We start from the raw sequence: 18,551 nt of genomic DNA, 5'->3' as shown, positions 1-18,551 counted from the left end.
CACCCCGTTAGCTGAAGAACTTATCCTTTAGTTTTGCTTCTTAATTGTTTTATCAGTTCAATTACGACAAAAACAAATATAATTGCTCCAAACATACCGAACACATATCTGTGGTCTGTGAAATTCAATATTGATACAATCAAAGCTAATATTGCTGAAATCATTAGCCTTATTTGTCCCATAGTTTACCTCATTTCTTTTTTGAACCATCGAAACCCGTTAGCGCAATAAGCAGCTTACTTTTCTAAAAGGTTAACCAGTTTATCATTTCCTACCTGTTTTGCAAAGTCTAAGGGCGACCTCCCTGCCTTGTTTTTAGTGGTTGTATCTGGATTGTATTTCATAAATAGTTCTACCATATCGTAGTACTACCTTTACAATTAAAAACAGCTGCCCATACAGCGTTGTTACCGAATTTGTTTCTTATATTCAAATCTCCGCCCTGTATAAGAATCTCTTTTGCAACATCCAAATTAGGGCGTTCGCAGATTAAATGTAATGAAGTATTACCATCGGCATCATTCATATTTACATCAATACCATTTTTTATTAGGAATATTGAAATGTCGAATTTATCACCTGCAATAGAATAATGTAGTAAACCATTTCCAACCTTCTTTAACTATTCTGCCAGTTACTTCAATAAGAAAAAGCCGCCCAATGGCAGCTGGATCTTCAACTCTTGCACCCGTTAGTTCAATTAGAAGTATTTAAAAAAGGTGTAACGCCTCCACGTGCCCCTGCTTTACTAACCTTTTCTTATTTTTAACATGGAGTTAGCATATGTCTGAAATTCATATGGTACATTCACTTCTTCAACTGTGTAATCATTGTTATTCAGATAACTTATGAATTTATCTAAATACTCATATCTTTTTCCCTCTAAATCAACTAAAGGGAAAATACGAATTTCCTGTTTCGTAACCCTCAATAACTCATTTATCGTATCGATGTGAAGTTGATAATCTAATCTATCCGCATACATAAATAGAAAATGTGCAGAGAGAAGAATATCAAATTCTTCATTCTTAAACGGTAAAGAAGGTAAGGTAACGGGAATATATCTTTCGCTGGATTCCCTCATATCTTTGGTACAATCTCGTAAGGCGCTTAAACGATGGCTTCTAAGACCTTCTATATCTTTAAAATAATCCCATTTATAATTGTTTTGGGCTTTTCGCATATGTTCCATAGCGTGTTCAATATCCTGGAGCCCTTTATTTTTTAGGTCTTGACCAGAATGGTAATAGGCAATATCGCACGCTGTTACATCTAAACCTGATTTGTTCCCAACTGCAGTAAAGGAACAAGCTCCTGCTGGGCAATCGAGTATTTTCATTCCTTGTAGTTCTTCCTCGGAAAGTGAAAACATTTTTAAATACTCTTCAAAGGTTCTCCCAATAAAAACAATTCGTTCTAAATCTAACTTTGTACTTTGCTCAACTCTACTCAACTAAACTCACCTCTTCTAAAAGATTACATTCATATTATCACGACCAATTGGTAATGTTAACCTTTTTTTGCTATCTTGTTCAGCTATCCTGCTTCGTTTAGCACAATAAGAAAACGGGATCGTCGCAGCCATCCCATCTTTAACTTAAGCACCCTATAGTTTAAGTACATTTCTTCACAAACTTGTCTTTTTTAAACTTCATTTTTTACAAGAATACTGCCCATATAGGGGTAAGTCCGAGATAAGTCCAAAAAGCGCCATACAGGTGTAAAAAAATGTAAAGAGGGCACAAAAGCCCTCATTAAGCTGTTTTAAAATTAAACCGCTCTCGTAGTTCTGAGAGCGGATTAATTAGTTGTGTAAGTATGTTTATACTTTACTCAATTATGGAAGGGGTGGATTTTAAAACATTTAATTTATATTTCTTGCTGTATGAATAATTTCATTCTTGTTAGCTTCAAGCCATGGCTTTTTTACTTTGAGTAATGAAATACATGCAAAAATAGCAACGACTAAGAAAATAAATCCGATTAAGTAAGAAGATGAATAACCAAATTTTTCAACTAAAACCCCAGAGACCGTTCCAAGAATAGATGCCAAAAACATAAAAAACGCATATAAACCTGAATAGATAGTAGCATAGTGCTTTGTCCCAAAAAATTTGGAAGTAAAGATTGGCAATGCTACAAAGTTAAAGTTCAAACCAGCACCACCAAATAGGATATAAAGATATACAAGCCCTAAAGATTTGCCAAGAAGTACCAACGAAACGAGTGTGATGGCTCCTAACGTAAAACCAGCCATACAACCTTTCGATAGTCCAAACTTATCAAACAAATAACCAATAGTCATTTTCCCAAGCATTGAACAGATACCAAATGCAAAAAGGATCTGACTGAGCCGAACGTCGCTAACACCGATATCAGTCAAATAAGATGGAGTTTGAACGACGTCAATCATTTGCGGAATTGATGTTCCAATTACAAATACAACAACAAGCCAAAACGCAGAAGTTTTGAATGATTGACCCAAAGAAATTCCATCGCTTGAATTTGGTTGAACCTCTAAAGATTTTTCAGCTGGTACTTCAGGGTCACCTTCATTTAACCCATAAGCTTTTAAATTCTTATCTTCAGGGCGAGTATAAATAAGGGTTCCGCAAATTACGGCAAGGATAATAACGGCTACACCCCAAACAACAAAAGCTGATTTGTAACCTGAGCTCGAAATGACTAAGTTCAAACTTGGTGCGAAAATGGCTGCTCCAAGTCCAACACCAGCAATAGCGATACCCATTGCTGTTCCTCGTTTTGCCTTAAACCAGTTTGTGATAATTATTGGAACAGGTAATACAGAAACTGAAACTATAATAAAACCAATTAGGAAAGTAATAACCGTCAATATGCTCAAGGAATCAATTTTGCTCATTGCGATAATCAATGTACCTTGTATTATACCAGCGGTCAGAACAGCAATCTTTAAGTTTGCTTTGCTAAGTAATTTGGCTAATAAAATATTACCAACAATGGTACCGATGAAATAGAGTGATATTAAAGAAGAAACACCGGCTATAGAATAACCTTTAGCTTTGACCATTGGTGACAAAAAAACTGCTAGGGATGAGACAACTCCAGTTCCAAGCGCTGTTAAGACAGTACATGCAAAAACAACGATCCAACCATAAAAAAATTTCTTTTTCATCAAAACACCCCTCAATAGTATTATTTATAAATCCACTCCTAACTCCACTTTTTAATTGCTATTTGTTGCTCAAAGTCCCTGTGGACATTTCCTCTAAATTCATCATCCAGAAAAACTTTTAAAACCATGCGACTAATCATTTCCGCGCCGTTTTTTAGACTTTCATGCGCTTTTGGCATTGTCGTTGCTTTTGCGAAATCGGTGGTATGAATGGCACACTGTTCATCCGTAATCGAAATCATCGGATGTAATGTTGGGCAACAATAGCTCACATTACCGATGTCTGATGAACCTAATGGACCCGAAATGTCATTCACACGTAAACCAAGGGATTCCATAATATTCTTCATTTCTTTCTCAGCCGCCGCATTACTCACCATGTCTGCAAAGTCTTCGTACGACCGTTTCCATTCGAATTCGCAATCGAAAGCGATAGCGGCTCCCTTTGCGCAATTTAAGATTGCTTTTTGCGCTGATTCTATGGAGGCAAAAGAGTTAGCACGAAATTCTACTATCACTTCAGCTGTATCAGGAATTACATTAGATGCTTTACCACCATCTGTAAAAATTTGATTGATATTTACGTCTTTTGTAAGGGTTTGTCTTCTTGCATCAATCAAATCAACAAATTTTCTTGCGGCAGTTAGAGCATTTCTCCCATCCCATGGGCATGCAGCCGCATGAGCAGTCTGTCCGAAAAATTTGAATTGAAAGTTTTTTAGCCCAAGGAACTTTGCATTAGGTTCATTTATTCCGCCCATGTAACTATGCAACATGATGGCAAAATCCATTTTATCAAATACACCGTTTCTAGCCATTCCGATTTTTGCCCCAAATGTTTCCTCTGCTGGAGTTCCGATTACGTAAAGATTTCCTTTAAAATAACTTTTCAACTCGTAAAGGGCAAGCCCCGCTAAAACAGACATAGAACCATGTAAGTTATGACCACAGGCATGTCCTATGCCCGGAAGTGCATCGTACTCTACTAATATAGCAACAGAAGGTCCTTCACCATTTTTTAACTCAGCACAAAAGGCAGTTTCGTAACCAGAGAAAGGATATTGAACGTCGAAGCCAGCTCTTTCTAAAATATTTACGATTCTCTTGCTGCTTTCGAACTCTTCCCCTGACACCTCTGGATTTGCAGCTATATCGTCACTTAAAGCAACCATTTCACTATAATGTTTTTGGATTGAAGTTGTGAGAAAATCTGACAGAAAAGCATCCATAAACAACACCTACTTTCATCTTCTTAAAATATTAACTTACCTTTCAGGCTGCATTGTCCTCAAACTTCAGAATCACGACAGTTAAGAATGCACCTAATATCATCATCCAGATACTTGCTATCACTGATCCGTAATAGGTGTACCAAAATGTTTGTGAACCGTACAACCAGCGAGAAAAATATAGAAATTCCTAAGTTTGAAACGATAAATATTTCCACATAAAATGGAACAGATTGTAACCCCTTTCTAATACATAGTAATAAATAACCAGAAAATCTATCCAATCTTGGGATATTCATAAAAAATCACATCACAAAGAAATCTAATCCAATCTACCTGCCCTCCTTTAGTCATCAAAGGATAAATTTTCATAACATTCATACATCTATGCAAAAATTCATTTAAAGAATATTTAAGGTAAATATTCCTTAAATACTCTTTAAATGAATTTTAAACGATGAAATCGTTTTCTTCAACTATTTATATGAATTTTCTAAAAACAAAAAATAAACACCCAAATATGGATGTTTATTTTAAACGATATAATTTACTAGGTCTTCCACGTAAAGAGGAAGATTCTTCTCCAATATACTCAATTAGATCAACTTCACACAAATCTGTTACAATACGTCTTGCATTTCGTTCTGTCATATGAAGGTGTGCTGCCAAATCCTTTGTACTAAAAACGTTCCAATTCATTTTCCTGATTAGAGCATCAATTTTGTGAAAAGTTTTAACACTGATACTACCCTTTTTCAGTTTCTGTAAAAAATCTTTATCCTCCGTACGAAAGGAGTAGGTTATCTCTTCTTTTTTCCCAATGGACTCGATAATCATTCCGTTGTCGACAATAAGTATCTTCCGTTCAGGCATTTCCTTTGATTGCCTAATTGACACCTGCGCGTTTATTTCTGCAGAAAAGACTGTCTCTCCAAATCCGATTCCTACAACAACCGTCGATTCCGATTCTAGCGACAACTGCTCTAATGTATGTTCTAACATAGGAATTTCTCGTTCAATCGCGCCACGGGAACTAAATATCACATATTTACCATATCCTTTTTCTATCAAAGAGCCATTTAATTGTTCACAGAATTTAAGGAGTATCTCCTTTAAACGCAGCTCCAAAAACTGTAAATCATATGAACTCTTTGCATTCTGCATAATGCTTTCAAAATGCTCGATCTCAATAATTTCCACACCAATTTGAGTGTCCTTAAAGTAATAGCCCTTTATTTTCTCAGTTAGTATCCTCAGAGTTTGGCGAATTTCCTTTCGGCTAGTTGACATCCATTCGACTGGTAAACCAGCTTCTTTTAAGTGCTTATAAACTGTTGGAAAACAGGTGATGGCTCCATCAATTTTTTTTGATTCCCATAAATCTAGGTGAAAATGTAACAATTCCTCCATATTAATATCATCTGGTTCAAACTTTTTCACGTAAATCTCATTAAATGTCATAGACAACTGTTCTACTGCTTCTTCAACTAAGTTGGAATAAGAGAATGTATCGATACTCAATCTTTTGATCAATTTTTCCTGTGAATTGATCATATTTAAAAAACTTTTGTATAAACTAGATTCCGTATGTGGGATATACAAAAGATTTTCTTTAGAACCTAAAACATTTCTCGCGATCTCATATGGCAATTCGCCAGAAAAAAGCCAAGCATGAATCTTTTTATCATAATCCTTTACAATTTTTTTTGTTTCCTCAGGTTCTTCATAAGGGAAAGGTACAAATTCCATTCCCTGCTCAAATTCTTTAGCTATTCCAAGAATTCGTTCTAATGACCAATTTGGTCCAACCACTCCGATTCGATACATCATTAGAACACCAACTTCCTATTTGGTTACTTTAAATTCGTTTTCCATAAAAGAAAGATAATTTATCTTTGAACTATATTACTCTGTTTCTCAATAATAGAATTATATTAATAATTGTAACAGCAAATACCCTTTGATGTCTTCATGGTAATAATATAATTATTACTGGTTGAGAATTAACCTTAAGTATACTTCTTCATAATCTTTACTATTATTTTAATATATATATCCAATTTAATTATGAACAGTTATTCCACAAAATGACCCTTTAAAGGAATAAAAACGAACTATTTTTTCCCTTCTGAAAGCTTTCGATATAAAGCCGACCTTGAAACATTGGTAATTTCACAAATTTGCGTTACGGTCATTTTGCCTTCTTGATAAAGCTTTACTGCATAGTTAATCCCGGCATGCTTATTGTGGTACTTTTTGACTTATTCACGGTATTTCCCTTCCTTTTTTGCTAAATCAATTCCTTCACGTTGACGCATTCGAATTAGATCACGCTCTAAATGATTTACTCCACCCATGACCGTCATTAAAAATTGGCTATTGGGATTATCTTCCGATAGGTCTAACCATGTGTCTTTCAAGGACTTTAAATTCGCCTTCTTTTGTTCCTTCTTCAACTAAACTGCCCGTTAGTGGAACAAGAAAACGACAGCTCATTTATTGAACCATCGCACCTGTTAGTTGAAAAAGACACCATATGTTTTATTTGGCTGTATTAACATTCATGTGTTTACAAAGTCTAAAATAACATAAAAATTTGTATAGCAAACCATAAAATAAATATAAACATAAGTATTGGTTCAAGTTCATCAATCAACAGAAATAGAATATTGGGTAACATTAATGCAACACTTATTCCCAATAATTTCTGGGACTTTTTCATTAAAGCCATGAAAAAAAATAAAATTGAGAAGCCTACTAGTAACCACATAATTATTGTCACATACCAAAACATAGATACTTCAAACAGTGCATTCCAGCCCATTTCAATTCCACCCATCGGATGTTTATTAATAAACTACACATAAGAAAAATATACCACTTTCCAATAACTCACGGACATTTTTGTTTTTATATTCTTTGTCAAATGTACATTATTCTTCAACTAGCCTGCTCCTTTAGTTGAACAACAAAAAAGATGGTCGCTGCCGCAATCCATCTTTAAGTAAAGCACCCCGTTTGTTGAAGAACAAAATGTTCAAATTTAGTTTTTGGGGTTTATATTTATAATGTAATCCTGTTCCCAGACCCCATTATTTATAAAACCTCCTATTAACTTAACAATTTTTCCGTTTTCATTAAGCTCTATCTTATATTTTTGTTCATTGTATATTTCAATTCGTGGAGTTACATCAAATGTTCTAACCTTGGAAAGCAAATTATTTTCATAAGCGTATTCTTCCATATAAAGGTCCGCATACTGCGGTAAACTGCATACACTACGTTCATATTTAACAATATTATTATTTTCATAAGTACATCTGGAAACAGCTACGATGTCACCCGTATTATCGAACTCTACTCCAGAAATGGTATCATCATTATAAAGCAAATATTCCTCATTATAATTGCGTTCTGGAGTTGTAAATTCATTTACACCTTTTACTCGAAGCAGCCTGCCGTCCTTATCAAAGCCATATTCGTAAGAGTAATTCCCAAATTCAGGTTTCTTCTTTTTGAATAGTCTACCCCTTTTCATCCCACCAATAATTAAATCTAAAACTGGGCTCGGACAGTAGTTTCCACGATGGATTGTTTCTCCTCCTTTAGAATACTCTAGCCTTACAATTTTCTCTTCCGCAGCAGTGCGTAATTCTGACAGTTTGTCCGCATACTTCTGTTTGATGCTGACCAACTCGGCGATAATCTTTACACAAGCATCTAACTTCGATGGATCGATTTGAACCGAAGCTTTTATTTTCTTTTTTGCATCCCCTAACCAATCATTAAATTCCGCCATCATATTTTCAAACTCATCCATATTAACACCTTCCTGCCCTATAGCTGGATCTAAATGCCCAATTTCATTGTATTCTTATTCTACCTGAACTAATTTTTTACATTCGAATTATAAATTTCAGGTGCTTTTTCCATCTTACCAACATACATTCTTGTTCCACTAAACTGCCCCGTTAGTGCAATAAGAAAAAGGGATCGCCGCAGCCATCCCAATCCTTAACTCTTGCACCCTTTAGTTTAAGTGTAATTGTTTACAAACTTATTAATTAAATAGTTACATCTATTTTTTTTCAATCGCCATACGCAAGTTCGAGATAACCCCAATAAGCAATACTAACGAACAAACCATTTTTTCAAAAGGTGTTCCATACAATTGTTGTATAAATCCAAAAGACCAAAGTACAACAAAAAACCAACATATAACGGTTATTCCTCTTTTGTATTTATATAGTTTAATTCTACCAACAATCAACGTAAAAACTACTCCAATAATTGAAATAACGATATTCATAACAGATATTGGTAGCTGTTCAGCGAATGATTCAGACCTTCCACCATTAACCCATTTGAATGGAATACTTTTGCTTATAATAAGAAAGTGGATTAAGATAGTCAAAGAGTAAAAAATAATTCCCATAAATACAGCAGTTTTCATTTTAATTTTCCTGAGTTTTTCTAAAATAAAATCACCTCATTTTTCTTCCTGTTTCAATTTTATTAATCCAGTAATATACTATTCCTATATCTCTTACCATCTGACAGGTAACTGAAAGTAAGATTTCGAAGAGTTATCAAAAATCAACATTATTTTTAAACAGAGCAAAAAACATCGGCTAGGTATTCTTGTTGAACTAAACTGCTCGTTAGTACAACAAGAAAAAATGACCACCGCAGTGATCATTATTCTTAACAAAAGCATGAATTAGTTGAATATTATTCATACATCCTTGAAGCTACTAGTATGTCAGCAATAGTCTTCCAAGATGGTTGTTTTGGAAGAGGTTGATTTGTATTCGAATAATATCCTTCCATATCCTTAACCCAAGCCTCCATAGCTTCTAAATAATTTTCAAGTGTAATATTCTCCCACTCTGCCCTATTAGTTTGTAAATCCATTCTCAAGTGTTTTATGAATTTGATTAAATCTTCCCGACTATTTACGTTTTCTACTTTTTCATATAATTCCATCTTTAAACCACCTTTTTATTCTAAATTTCTCCAAAAGGGTAAGGCTTTCCCTTCTTTAACTAACCTGCTCCGCTAGCACAACAAGAAAAAATGACCGCCGCAGCGATCAGGTATCTTTAACTCTCGCACCTGTAACTTAAATAAGGAATTTATGTCTCGATGAGATTAACTATGTCTTTATGGGTAACTTCTTTTGCCATATTAGGTAAAACTTTCATTGGAAATACACAATTTATTTCCTTTGATAATTTTGAAGCAAATGGAATAGGACCTGTTTCCTCTAATACAAAGTCAGGTGCTGGTGGGAGATGTAGAACTTCCCAGTCTCCTTTTACGAAAAAGGACATCGAAAAAATATTCCCCTCTTCAATATTGATTTGACCAATTCCATATATCTCTGACCCATCATTCAAAACACCTTTTATCCTCACCCAATAATCCTCTTGAAAGTCAATAACTTCTTTATCAATTTCGAAAGGTTCTACTAGTTCATCCAGTTCATCTGCATCAAATTCAACGGTTTTCCAAACTGGATGAACATCAAAATCACCCAGTTCTAACTCATGAATAGATTTTCTTTTCATATATGCCCTCCATTTTAATCCTTATTAAACAGACCTGCCCGTTAGCACAACGAGAAAAAAGACCGCCTCAGCGATCATTTATTCAACTCTTGCACCTGTTAGTTGAATAAATAAAAAGCCAACATAGTCTGTTTGTTTCTAAAGTAAGCTTCCGTTTGTATTTGTATATACACCATCACATAACTTAATCAGTAATTATTTAAATATTTAGTAGTAAAGAATTTTCCCATTAAACCAATACTCTTTACTGTCACATAACCTGCTTCTCCACTTTTATATACTTTTTCTATTGAAAGGTACAACGGATTGTTGTCGTTTATATCACGCTTAATTAAACTTAATGGTATTGTATGTTCATCTGTTTTCTGGATACAATCTTTCTTTTCGCAACTAATTCCATATTCATCATTAAACCAAACCGTGAAATCCTTTGTAGAAGGCTTTGTATTTATCATATGTATGCTAACCACGAGTATTAAACTAAACAACACTAATAAACTAACCATGGTGAAAATCATTTTTGGAAATTTCATATTCCCTCCTTTTTCCAATAGTTCTCATGTACTAATTCTCGATACCTATTGGAAATTCCTGCTTTATTAATTTAACCTGCCCCATTAGCTGTACAAGCCATGGGATTGCCGCTGCAGTCCCAATCTTCAACCCATGCAACTGTAGTTCAACAAGAAAAAATGACCGCCGTAGCGATCATCAACTTAAGCTAAAGCCCTAGTTAGTTCAATAACTAATCTTAAAAATCTGGGTTTCTTATCTCATCACCGAAAGCTTTTTCAGAAAAAGTGTATTTTCCTAAGAAACCATCTATAATAAAATCAAGTCGCTCTAAAAAAAGGTGTTCCGTCTCATTGGGGAAGTTATCCATTTCGTAATGGTCGTTTTTGGAGTGGTGAAATAGAAAACACTTAATAATCTTATTATGTGTCCATACCACTTTTCGAACTGCTTTCAAATCGTATTCCTTATCCAGATTGTTTTTAGTTAATGTTATTACACTATTGGAATACTCCCAAAACAAACCTTCATTAAAAATCCATTCTTCTGCAAGAGAATGCAGAAATATACCCTCTTCTAATACATAGTTTTGATTGATAATATCGGTATAATTTTTCATTGAAAAACCTCACATATAAAATTAGAACTTAAAGTAAACTGTTATAATGAAGCACATATTTCGATACTCAACAAAAAGGCATACATAGGTATTTATTTCAACACCACTCAATACGTTTCCTTCTTCAACTATCCTGCTCCGTTAGCTGAAGAAAGACTAGTGATTATCTAACATTTTATTTAGTTTAATTAACTCTTCGTTTACTTCTTTTCTTAGTTGTTGTTCAGAAATTTCAAAGGCAGTTTCTTGTCCTGGAAGACACTCGTGCCTGTAACAGTCTGCTGCCTCAAATACCCCATTTAGAATCTCAAATTGAGTCTTATCCATTCGGTCATTCCATTCTTTAAACTTTCTTAGATATTGTGTCTGAAATTCATCGGCTGACATTTTTTCATCAAGGAATTTCTCCATTAATTCTTTATATTTTTTTAGCTCTTGCATGCGTTGGTTGAACAACTATTTTTTTATTACTAATAGCGTTTTCTCGTATATTTGGATGTTATGGATGTCAAAATCATTAAGATTTATGGTTTGATCTAATTCCATATTTCTATCTTCTTTTTCATCACCAGACCAACAAATGTATAGTTCACAATAATCTCCCTCTTGAAGATAATTATCTATAAGCCGACATAATGAAAGGAAACTTTCTTGTGATTCAGTATTACTTTTAGGAAACTCCCTTCGGTAGTGCTTATTAAACCAAATCCCTGAACCTGTATCCTCAGTAAGTTCAAAGATATACTTTGTTGAAAAGTGCTTTTTCACCTTCTCTTTCGCCTCATCATCTGGAGGACTTTCAACAACCGAAATTTCATCGTTAGAATCTTCGTCACTATATGGAAAATTAAAATTGCATCCTAGGTAATTTACAATGGTCATTACAAAATACCCTTTCTTATTTCGTTACCCTTAGTTTATCAGCTTATCTTGTTAAACTATACTGCTCCGTTATCACAACAAGAAAAATAGCCGCCGAAGCAGCTGGTGATCCATAACTATTGCACCCAGTTAGTACAACAATTCGCATGTTCTGTTATAGGTCGCTAATAAATCCTAAAACTAGTGAACCTCCAAGAAATATAAGAATTAATCCGAGAAGCATTTTAAAATATTTTGCAATCTTTAAGGGGAAATATGGGACTAAAATGCGAAAAAACTCATCTAAAATAGAACCGTTTCCATTGACATAGTTGCCAGTTCTTCGGTCTTCTTCTTGCAAGTGTTTATTATATTTGTATCCCCTCATACACTGCGAAACGCCATAAACGATTAAACCAACAGCTATAATAAGTACAAAAATCTCTTTTGACATCGTTAGTTACCTCAGATATAAAAATTTCGTATAAGAAAAGCTTACATATTTATATACAACTTTTAACTGAAAATTATGGAAAAACTAGCTAACCTGCTTCGTTAGTTCAACAAGAAAAAATGACTGTCGCAGCGATTATCGCCCTTAACAAAGCCTCCGTTAGTTAAGCAGGCATTATATTAACTCACTGTACATTTCATATCTACCTAAGAATACCTGTATTTCTTTTTTCACACTTTTCATATCTCCATATCCATCAACAGCCATTTCATAGTCTGCGTCTAATCCATTTATTTTTGAAAATATTTCATCTTCAATATTTCGTTCCCAAGCTAATCTATACATTAAAGTGACCACTTGTTGAATTTCGATTTCTTTTTTCTCAAATGATTTGCACAGAAGACCTAATATAACTTTTGATGCAGTTTCTATGTAATTTCCTCTGGTAATTTCACTTAAAAGGCTGATAACGTCATCTATTTTTTTATGACTCGATAACGAAACTTCGTACAATTGATTAGGAATATCAGAAGAGTCCAATTGTAATATGGTTAAATCAACCCATTCAACTACTTTAGGAAGTTTAAAATACCCTATACTCAATCCAAGTTGATATACAGCCACCTTCCCCGACAAGTTCAGCATTTTTTAACTCCACCGTTCACTAAATAATTTACTTTAATTCTAGCATATTTTACTTCAACTAACCTGCCCCGTTAGTTGTTCAACGAAAAAAAAGAGCTGCGTGCCGCAACTCAATCTTCACCAAAGCACCCCGTTAGCTTAACAAGAAAAACTCATCATTCAGTAAAAAAGTTAATATCATCTAAGGCTGCGGTTGATTGTCCTTTAACAATTTCGCTTTTGTCTTTTAGCCCATTTTGAACAATAGGCATCACAACATCTTTGTCAATTTTTCCATATAATCTTGCTATGTGACCAAAACCAAGTATAGCTATACCTCGAATATTCTCATCTTCACTTTTGCTAAAATTCACTAATGTCTCTTGAATAAATTCAAAGTCAGAACCATATAACGCTAATCCCAACAATCCTTTAACTACATTTTCTTTGTTTTTGGAGTTTATTTGTTCAATGTAATAATCATTATTGTTATTCTCGATTTCTTCGTATTTCAATCGGATTCACCTCAGATGTATCAATATTTACAGATATTTCTTCAAGTATATCGATAAATCCTTCTTCACAATAAGAAAATGAGATCGCCGCAGCCATCCCATTCTTTAACTCTTGCCCCCATTAGTTGAAGAAGAAACCATTTAAGTAAAAATTACTTTTTAGTTTTTTCTCTATTATCAAAGGCAATTTCTATAAAGAATAATAATAAAACGGCAATGATTTCTGTTTTCAATGGAATTGTAATACTATCCATATATTCATCTACTGTATGCAATGCTAGCCAAGTAAATGTGCAATCAATAACCATCCGTATAATAAATAATTTATATTTACCTGATACATATCGTGATGACCATGCGATTAAAGTTATAGAGAATAAATCCACAACACCACCAAAAAGAAACAACATCATCACAAATCCTATAAGGGAGTATGGCGACGTATATCGTACTCCAAATAAATTAAAAAAGCCTACAATCCCAAAGAATATACTCCCTATAACAAACGTAAAGGATATGACAACTAGGAGGGTTAAAGCTGTAATAACCAATACTTTTTCAAATAAATCCATATCTCGAAATCGATTTTTTTTATTTTTATGATTCATTACTTAGTCACAATTCCTTATTCGTAAACTTTCAAATTTATAACATTTATCGCCCATCATTATAGCATACCTTCTTCCACTAACCTGCTTCGTTAGTACAATAAGAAAAAGGGATCGCCACAGCCATCCCTTGTTTAACATAAGCACCCGTTAGTGCAACAACTCATTTTTTTAAAGATGGACTGGATCAATACTTTGTGTTTCTAATTTGTTTTCTTTTGTATAGCCTTTGGTATATGTAACAGGCACTTTGTCTCCTTCTTTTACGTGATCATAATAATCTGAATGGTCATATCCATATACAACGACAATATCTTTGTATTGAAGAGTTATTTCCCATTTTTGCGTATCTCCATGTTCTTTTTTAATCACGGTTGCATCTACTATTTTATCTTCCGTATGGTCAATTGGAGGTCCTTCGGAACATCCTGATAATATGCCTAATAGGATTGAAGCAACCCATACCAATTTTATTATTTTCATTTTTTAATTCCTTTTTTTATTTTATTTTGTTTTTTCTTTTTGTTATTTTGACTTTAAAATGTTCATTACTTCTCAACTAACGCACCCGTTAGTTGAACAAGTTAATATACCTATCATTTTATTTTTCAGCTACATAATCACCGTAAAAGTATGAGTTATCTAGATCATCATATTTAGGTGTAGCAATTATAGTATATTTACCATTTTCATCAACTTCAAATAAAGCTACATTATTATGCTCCCATCCTACGGAATGTTTAGGATTCGAATCATCTACCAACATATCAATGTTGTATATCCCTTTAGTTAATACCCCACTTTGTTGAAAGTCCACTATTAAATCCTTAGCTTTTGGAATTGGATGTTTATTTTTATTCATGTCAAATTCAAATAAAAAATTCACCACACCTATATACCTCGAATTATAATTTTCACGCCGAGGATCACTTGGTTTCAATGTAGGTAAAAGAGCATTGGTATCAATCTTTTGGCTCTTTTTAAAATCTTTTAATAAGTCTTTTGAATAGATCATATTTAATTCAATATTATCGAAAGGGAACATGTATGCAGGTTCTCCATCTTTAATAACAAATTTTTGAGTATACTTTACTAACCCGTACTTTTTTATTATTTGCTTGGTTTCACGAATAACATCAGGATGTTGCTCAATATATGCACCTTTAAACATCTCTAAATAAAAATCATCACTATCAATTTTAACTAGGTGAGTTTCCCCTTCAAAAGCAAGTCTTGGATACGCTGGGTATGGCTTATCTATTCTTAGATAAGTATCGTAAATATCATCTACCAGAAAATTGTTTTCTGCTGCAAGTATTTGAAAATCCTCTCTAAATCCGTAATTAGTTTTTAGATAATCTCGAACTGGCTTTTTTAAATCATTTTTAGAAACACATCCACCCAAAAATAGGATTGATGTACTTAATAAGATGATTTGAGTCAATTTTATAATATTCTTCATTTGTCTTTCCTACTTTTTTTTAATTTTTATTAATAAAATTATAGCATTTCTTCTTCAACTAAACTGCTCGTTAGCTGAATAACAAAAAAGGATCGCAGCAGCAATCCTTTCTTCAACTCTTGCACCCGTTAGTTGAAGATCATTGCTGATTTCTATTGAAGGAAAGCACCCGTTCGCCATCCATGAAGATCAATTTCAACACAGAATATGTAAGAAAATATCGTTCTTAAATGGTAGTAAAAATGAGTACCCCATTACATAGCCTAAATAAAAAAGAGAAGGGAACAATGTTCCCTCTCCATAGCATTCTATTTTAGTATCAGTAATTTAATTTATTCTAATAAAATGCAGACTACTACTCCTTAAAATAAAAATACTTAGTTCTTACAAATAATACTCAATCATTTTTGCAAACTTTTCTTTCAGTTTTTCTTTTATGGATAATTGATTGACGTCAGAGGATGTTACTCGCTTTGAATCCTGGATGTCTTCATTGATGACTGGCTTTATTTTAGAAATAAAAACAGGGTCATTAATATAGGAGTTCATTTCTTCATTTAAATGAAATGAGCGCGAATCAAAATTTACGGTCCCAACCATCATTACATTATCATCAATCAAGAATACTTTACCGTGTAACACTCCCTTTTTATAACCATATACTTCTATTCCCTGTTTTATTGCTTTACGGATATAGGGATAGGCTGCTTCTTTAACTAACAGTGCATCCGAATGAGGTGAGAATAGAATTTTAACACGAACTCCTCTTTTTCTTGCATCCATTAATGCGTTCCAAATCGTTCTGTCTTTTGGTATAAAATAAGGTGTTAGAATAATGATGGACTCCTTTGCTTCATGAAACAGCTTTGCATAATCTTGCCCAAGTTTTTCTCCGCTGTAATATGCAGTAAATCGATGCGAGGTTGCTCCCTTTTCCTTTGTCGCGCTGTGTATAGGAATCTGTTGCTCTGTGTTTTTCTTCCAGTCAGACACAAATTGATGTTCTAGATCTTGAACTCCCTCTCCTCGTATTTGAAGGTGATAATCTCTCCAGTGACCGAGTTTTGCTTTTTCTCCTATATACTTCTTGCCGATGTTAAATCCGCCAATGTACCCAATCATTCCATCAATAATTGAAATTCGACGATGATTCCGATGATCAATAGAAGAAAAAAGATAAGGAAAAGCAGGCTTATTGTAAAACGTAAAATGAACTCCTGCTTTAACCAATAATTCTCTTTCCTCTTCCTTTAGTAAAATTCCACCTAACCTGTCCACTGCATAATATACCACTACACCCTCCTGGCTTTTTTGCCTCAATAAATCTAGAAACTGATGACTTACTTTATCATCAGCTATAGAGAAAAAGTTGATATACACGTAATGTTTTGCTTTCCTTATATCTGAGAATAATTGATTGACTAACTGTTTTCCGTCCGTATACATAGTAATATTACTTTGACGAATCGGGTATTGGATGGGCTGCTGGTCAAATACCATCCTTTTTTCGGCTGCTGTTCTGTCAATATTACTCCACGGAAGCAAAACAAAGCATGCGCCGAAAAATACAAATAGGAGTACTTGAAGGATTTTCCGTATCTTTTTCAGCATATTTAATCTCCTTTATAGATTATCGTTTTCATTCTGTTAGTTTTTGTTATCGGGGCAAAACTATCCCGTTAGCCCTCCATGGAAGGAAATTTCGCAGTAATTGTTGTACTGTTTATTCCACTTATTATTGTTGGTTTCGAATCCCGTCAGAGGCATTACTCTAATTTGCATAATATTAGTCAAATGTAGCGGAGCAAGCAAAAAAGCTGCCGAAGCAGCTACCGTTCTTCAACTCTTGCCCCGTTACTTTAAGAACATTAAAGATTAATTTGAACTAAAACCTAAAATCTTAACAGTAATAATGAGGAACAATAAAATAATATTTAGCCAGACAAAAAATTTAATCATAACCTCAGCCCAAAACTTTCTACGCAAACCAAAATAAAGGATAACACAAAAAAATAAAAGGCTAATAACTATGCCAACTCCAGAAACTTTTTCAACTCCCAAGTCAAAAATGTCAATGAATGTATGTATTAAAACAGAGATAACAAATAAAAAAATGTAAATCTTAAACTTTTTTTCTTTTCTCTCGAACTCATCTTTAAATTCATACATTTTTCTAACCTCAACTTTTCTTCCTTTTCCTTAAGTTTAACAAATATGGTTCTTCAACTAAACTGCTTCGTTAGTGGAGCAAGCAAAAAGCTGCCGAAGCAGCTTTCGAACTTAATCTCTTGCACCCGTTAGCTGAACATAATACTATTCTTATCAAAATATTTCTTAATGTCCTCGGTAAATCCGTAATCCTCAATCCATTCAAAAATTTCATCCTCTAATTTTCCTATTTCCTCATTTTCAGTTTCATCTTCTGAATAAAGGTACATATCATCAAAACGTGCTATTGCTCGAAAAAGGTTATTTTCCTTTTCCATTGCTTCCTTTATTTCATCATCATTATCTCTACGGCTAAATTCATCGTGTAAACGATTTAATTGATGTGAACCTTTTCGTAGAAAGTACATTGCAATAAGCAATTTACGTTTTTCTTCTTCTGTCATTTGTTTAAAATTCATAAAATTTCACCTCTATATAGTCATTTCCCTAATTCAATTGAGTCGTAATCTTCTTATCTATTCTGCCCGTTAGCACAATAAGAAAACGGGATAGCCTCAGCCATCCCATCTTCAACATAAGCACCCGTTAGTGTAAGTACAATATTTCACAATCTTACCTTGCCTATGTAAGTAGCTTAAGAACAATCAGCAATTAATCCTTATAATAAAATCCCCTGACATTGTCACGGGGATTTAGAACTACTTTTCTCAGTATTTCATTCAAAAACGATATTATAATTCTGTCGATGGGGCTTGTGATGACTTTTCTACTTG

27 protein-coding genes and 1 pseudogene are annotated in these 18,551 nt (G+C 33.7%); 1 reads left to right on the top strand and 27 read right to left on the bottom strand.

The annotated features are described in order from the left end of the window. Positions 1-236: 236 nt before the first annotated feature. The 25 genes and pseudogenes from FS608_RS31020 to FS608_RS28090 form a co-directional block, all read right to left on the bottom strand. Complete coding sequence (locus tag FS608_RS31020; RefSeq protein ID WP_222127424.1) at positions 237-359, bottom strand: ankyrin repeat domain-containing protein; 123 nt, start codon at positions 357-359, stop codon at positions 237-239. Continuing rightward, positions 353-586 (bottom strand): ankyrin repeat domain-containing protein, encoded by a 234-nt coding sequence (locus tag FS608_RS31875; RefSeq protein ID WP_395947841.1) that lies wholly within the window; start codon positions 584-586, stop codon positions 353-355. The genes FS608_RS31020 and FS608_RS31875 overlap by 7 nt, the downstream gene beginning before the upstream one ends. 162 nt (positions 587-748) lie before the next feature. Next, positions 749-1,453, bottom strand: coding sequence for an SAM-dependent methyltransferase (locus FS608_RS28195; RefSeq protein ID WP_144555874.1), 705 nt, complete (start codon positions 1,451-1,453; stop codon positions 749-751). 411 nt (positions 1,454-1,864) lie between these two features. Continuing rightward, on the bottom strand, positions 1,865-3,154 hold the full coding sequence (locus tag FS608_RS28190; protein ID WP_144555873.1) for an MFS transporter: 1,290 nt from the start codon (positions 3,152-3,154) through the stop codon (positions 1,865-1,867). Between the two features lie 38 nt (positions 3,155-3,192). Continuing rightward, positions 3,193-4,383: an amidohydrolase gene (locus FS608_RS28185; RefSeq protein WP_144555872.1), complete on the bottom strand. Its 1,191-nt coding sequence runs from the start codon at positions 4,381-4,383 to the stop codon at positions 3,193-3,195. A 528-nt stretch (positions 4,384-4,911) separates the two neighbouring features. Further along, entirely contained in the window at positions 4,912-6,210 is a 1,299-nt protein-coding gene (locus FS608_RS28180; RefSeq protein ID WP_144555871.1) for a helix-turn-helix domain-containing protein, read from the bottom strand. A gap of 287 nt (positions 6,211-6,497) precedes the next feature. After that, a pseudogene (locus FS608_RS31010) lies at positions 6,498-6,824 on the bottom strand (helix-turn-helix domain-containing protein); the annotation flags it as partial. A gap of 137 nt (positions 6,825-6,961) precedes the next feature. Continuing rightward, entirely contained in the window at positions 6,962-7,222 is a 261-nt protein-coding gene (locus FS608_RS28165; protein WP_222127422.1) for a hypothetical protein, read from the bottom strand. Between the two features lie 204 nt (positions 7,223-7,426). After that, positions 7,427-8,203: a hypothetical protein gene (locus FS608_RS28160; RefSeq protein WP_144555868.1), complete on the bottom strand. Its 777-nt coding sequence runs from the start codon at positions 8,201-8,203 to the stop codon at positions 7,427-7,429. 258 nt (positions 8,204-8,461) lie between these two features. Next, positions 8,462-8,836 (bottom strand): hypothetical protein, encoded by a 375-nt coding sequence (locus FS608_RS28155; protein WP_144555867.1) that lies wholly within the window; start codon positions 8,834-8,836, stop codon positions 8,462-8,464. Positions 8,837-9,114: 278 nt separating this feature from the next. After that, a complete protein-coding gene (locus FS608_RS28150) occupies positions 9,115-9,369 on the bottom strand; it encodes a DUF7660 family protein (protein ID WP_144555866.1) in 255 nt (84 codons plus the stop codon). A 149-nt stretch (positions 9,370-9,518) separates the two neighbouring features. Then, on the bottom strand, positions 9,519-9,953 hold the full coding sequence (locus FS608_RS28145; protein WP_144555865.1) for a hypothetical protein: 435 nt from the start codon (positions 9,951-9,953) through the stop codon (positions 9,519-9,521). Between the two features lie 188 nt (positions 9,954-10,141). Further along, positions 10,142-10,486 (bottom strand): hypothetical protein, encoded by a 345-nt coding sequence (locus FS608_RS28140; RefSeq protein WP_144555864.1) that lies wholly within the window; start codon positions 10,484-10,486, stop codon positions 10,142-10,144. Between the two features lie 218 nt (positions 10,487-10,704). Then, positions 10,705-11,085 (bottom strand): Imm41 family immunity protein, encoded by a 381-nt coding sequence (locus tag FS608_RS28135; protein WP_144555863.1) that lies wholly within the window; start codon positions 11,083-11,085, stop codon positions 10,705-10,707. Between the two features lie 156 nt (positions 11,086-11,241). Continuing rightward, a complete protein-coding gene (locus tag FS608_RS28130; protein WP_144555862.1) occupies positions 11,242-11,526 on the bottom strand; it encodes a colicin immunity domain-containing protein in 285 nt (94 codons plus the stop codon). Between the two features lie 15 nt (positions 11,527-11,541). Continuing rightward, on the bottom strand, positions 11,542-11,967 hold the full coding sequence (locus FS608_RS28125) for a hypothetical protein (RefSeq protein WP_144555861.1): 426 nt from the start codon (positions 11,965-11,967) through the stop codon (positions 11,542-11,544). 154 nt (positions 11,968-12,121) lie between these two features. Beyond that, positions 12,122-12,400 (bottom strand): hypothetical protein, encoded by a 279-nt coding sequence (locus FS608_RS28120; RefSeq protein ID WP_144555860.1) that lies wholly within the window; start codon positions 12,398-12,400, stop codon positions 12,122-12,124. Positions 12,401-12,574: 174 nt separating this feature from the next. Then, a complete protein-coding gene (locus tag FS608_RS28115; RefSeq protein WP_144555859.1) occupies positions 12,575-13,024 on the bottom strand; it encodes a hypothetical protein in 450 nt (149 codons plus the stop codon). Between the two features lie 176 nt (positions 13,025-13,200). Further along, the gene (locus FS608_RS28110) at positions 13,201-13,539 is read right to left on the bottom strand and encodes a hypothetical protein (protein WP_144555858.1); all 339 of its coding nucleotides are present in this window, start codon (positions 13,537-13,539) and stop codon (positions 13,201-13,203) included. Next, positions 13,514-13,636, bottom strand: coding sequence for a hypothetical protein (locus FS608_RS31530; protein ID WP_260871852.1), 123 nt, complete (start codon positions 13,634-13,636; stop codon positions 13,514-13,516). The genes FS608_RS28110 and FS608_RS31530 overlap by 26 nt, the downstream gene beginning before the upstream one ends. A 55-nt stretch (positions 13,637-13,691) precedes the next feature. After that, positions 13,692-14,111, bottom strand: coding sequence for a YrvL family regulatory protein (locus tag FS608_RS28105; RefSeq protein WP_222127421.1), 420 nt, complete (start codon positions 14,109-14,111; stop codon positions 13,692-13,694). Between the two features lie 207 nt (positions 14,112-14,318). Then, positions 14,319-14,630, bottom strand: a complete 312-nt coding sequence (locus FS608_RS28100; RefSeq protein ID WP_144555856.1) for a hypothetical protein — start codon at positions 14,628-14,630, stop codon at positions 14,319-14,321. 118 nt (positions 14,631-14,748) lie between these two features. Then, complete coding sequence (locus FS608_RS28095) at positions 14,749-15,609, bottom strand: hypothetical protein (protein ID WP_144555855.1); 861 nt, start codon at positions 15,607-15,609, stop codon at positions 14,749-14,751. A gap of 54 nt (positions 15,610-15,663) precedes the next feature. Beyond that, positions 15,664-15,789, bottom strand: coding sequence for a hypothetical protein (locus FS608_RS31525; RefSeq protein ID WP_260871851.1), 126 nt, complete (start codon positions 15,787-15,789; stop codon positions 15,664-15,666). Between the two features lie 204 nt (positions 15,790-15,993). Next, positions 15,994-17,220: a phospholipase D-like domain-containing protein gene (locus FS608_RS28090; protein WP_144555854.1), complete on the bottom strand. Its 1,227-nt coding sequence runs from the start codon at positions 17,218-17,220 to the stop codon at positions 15,994-15,996. A gap of 78 nt (positions 17,221-17,298) precedes the next feature. Between FS608_RS28090 and FS608_RS31870 the strand changes: the two genes are divergently transcribed. After that, positions 17,299-17,409, top strand: coding sequence for a YjcZ family sporulation protein (locus tag FS608_RS31870; protein ID WP_144555853.1), 111 nt, complete (start codon positions 17,299-17,301; stop codon positions 17,407-17,409). Between the two features lie 75 nt (positions 17,410-17,484). On the opposite strand, the gene FS608_RS28080 is transcribed toward FS608_RS31870, so the two are convergent. Continuing rightward, positions 17,485-17,778, bottom strand: coding sequence for a hypothetical protein (locus FS608_RS28080; protein WP_144555852.1), 294 nt, complete (start codon positions 17,776-17,778; stop codon positions 17,485-17,487). Positions 17,779-17,906: 128 nt separating this feature from the next. After that, a complete protein-coding gene (locus tag FS608_RS28075; RefSeq protein ID WP_144555851.1) occupies positions 17,907-18,236 on the bottom strand; it encodes a hypothetical protein in 330 nt (109 codons plus the stop codon). Positions 18,237-18,551 lie beyond the last annotated feature (315 nt).

Source organism: Bacillus sp. X1(2014), assembly GCF_007678255.1.
The sequence above is the reverse complement of the archived record's forward strand: the minus strand, read 5'-3'. Positions and strand labels throughout refer to the sequence as shown.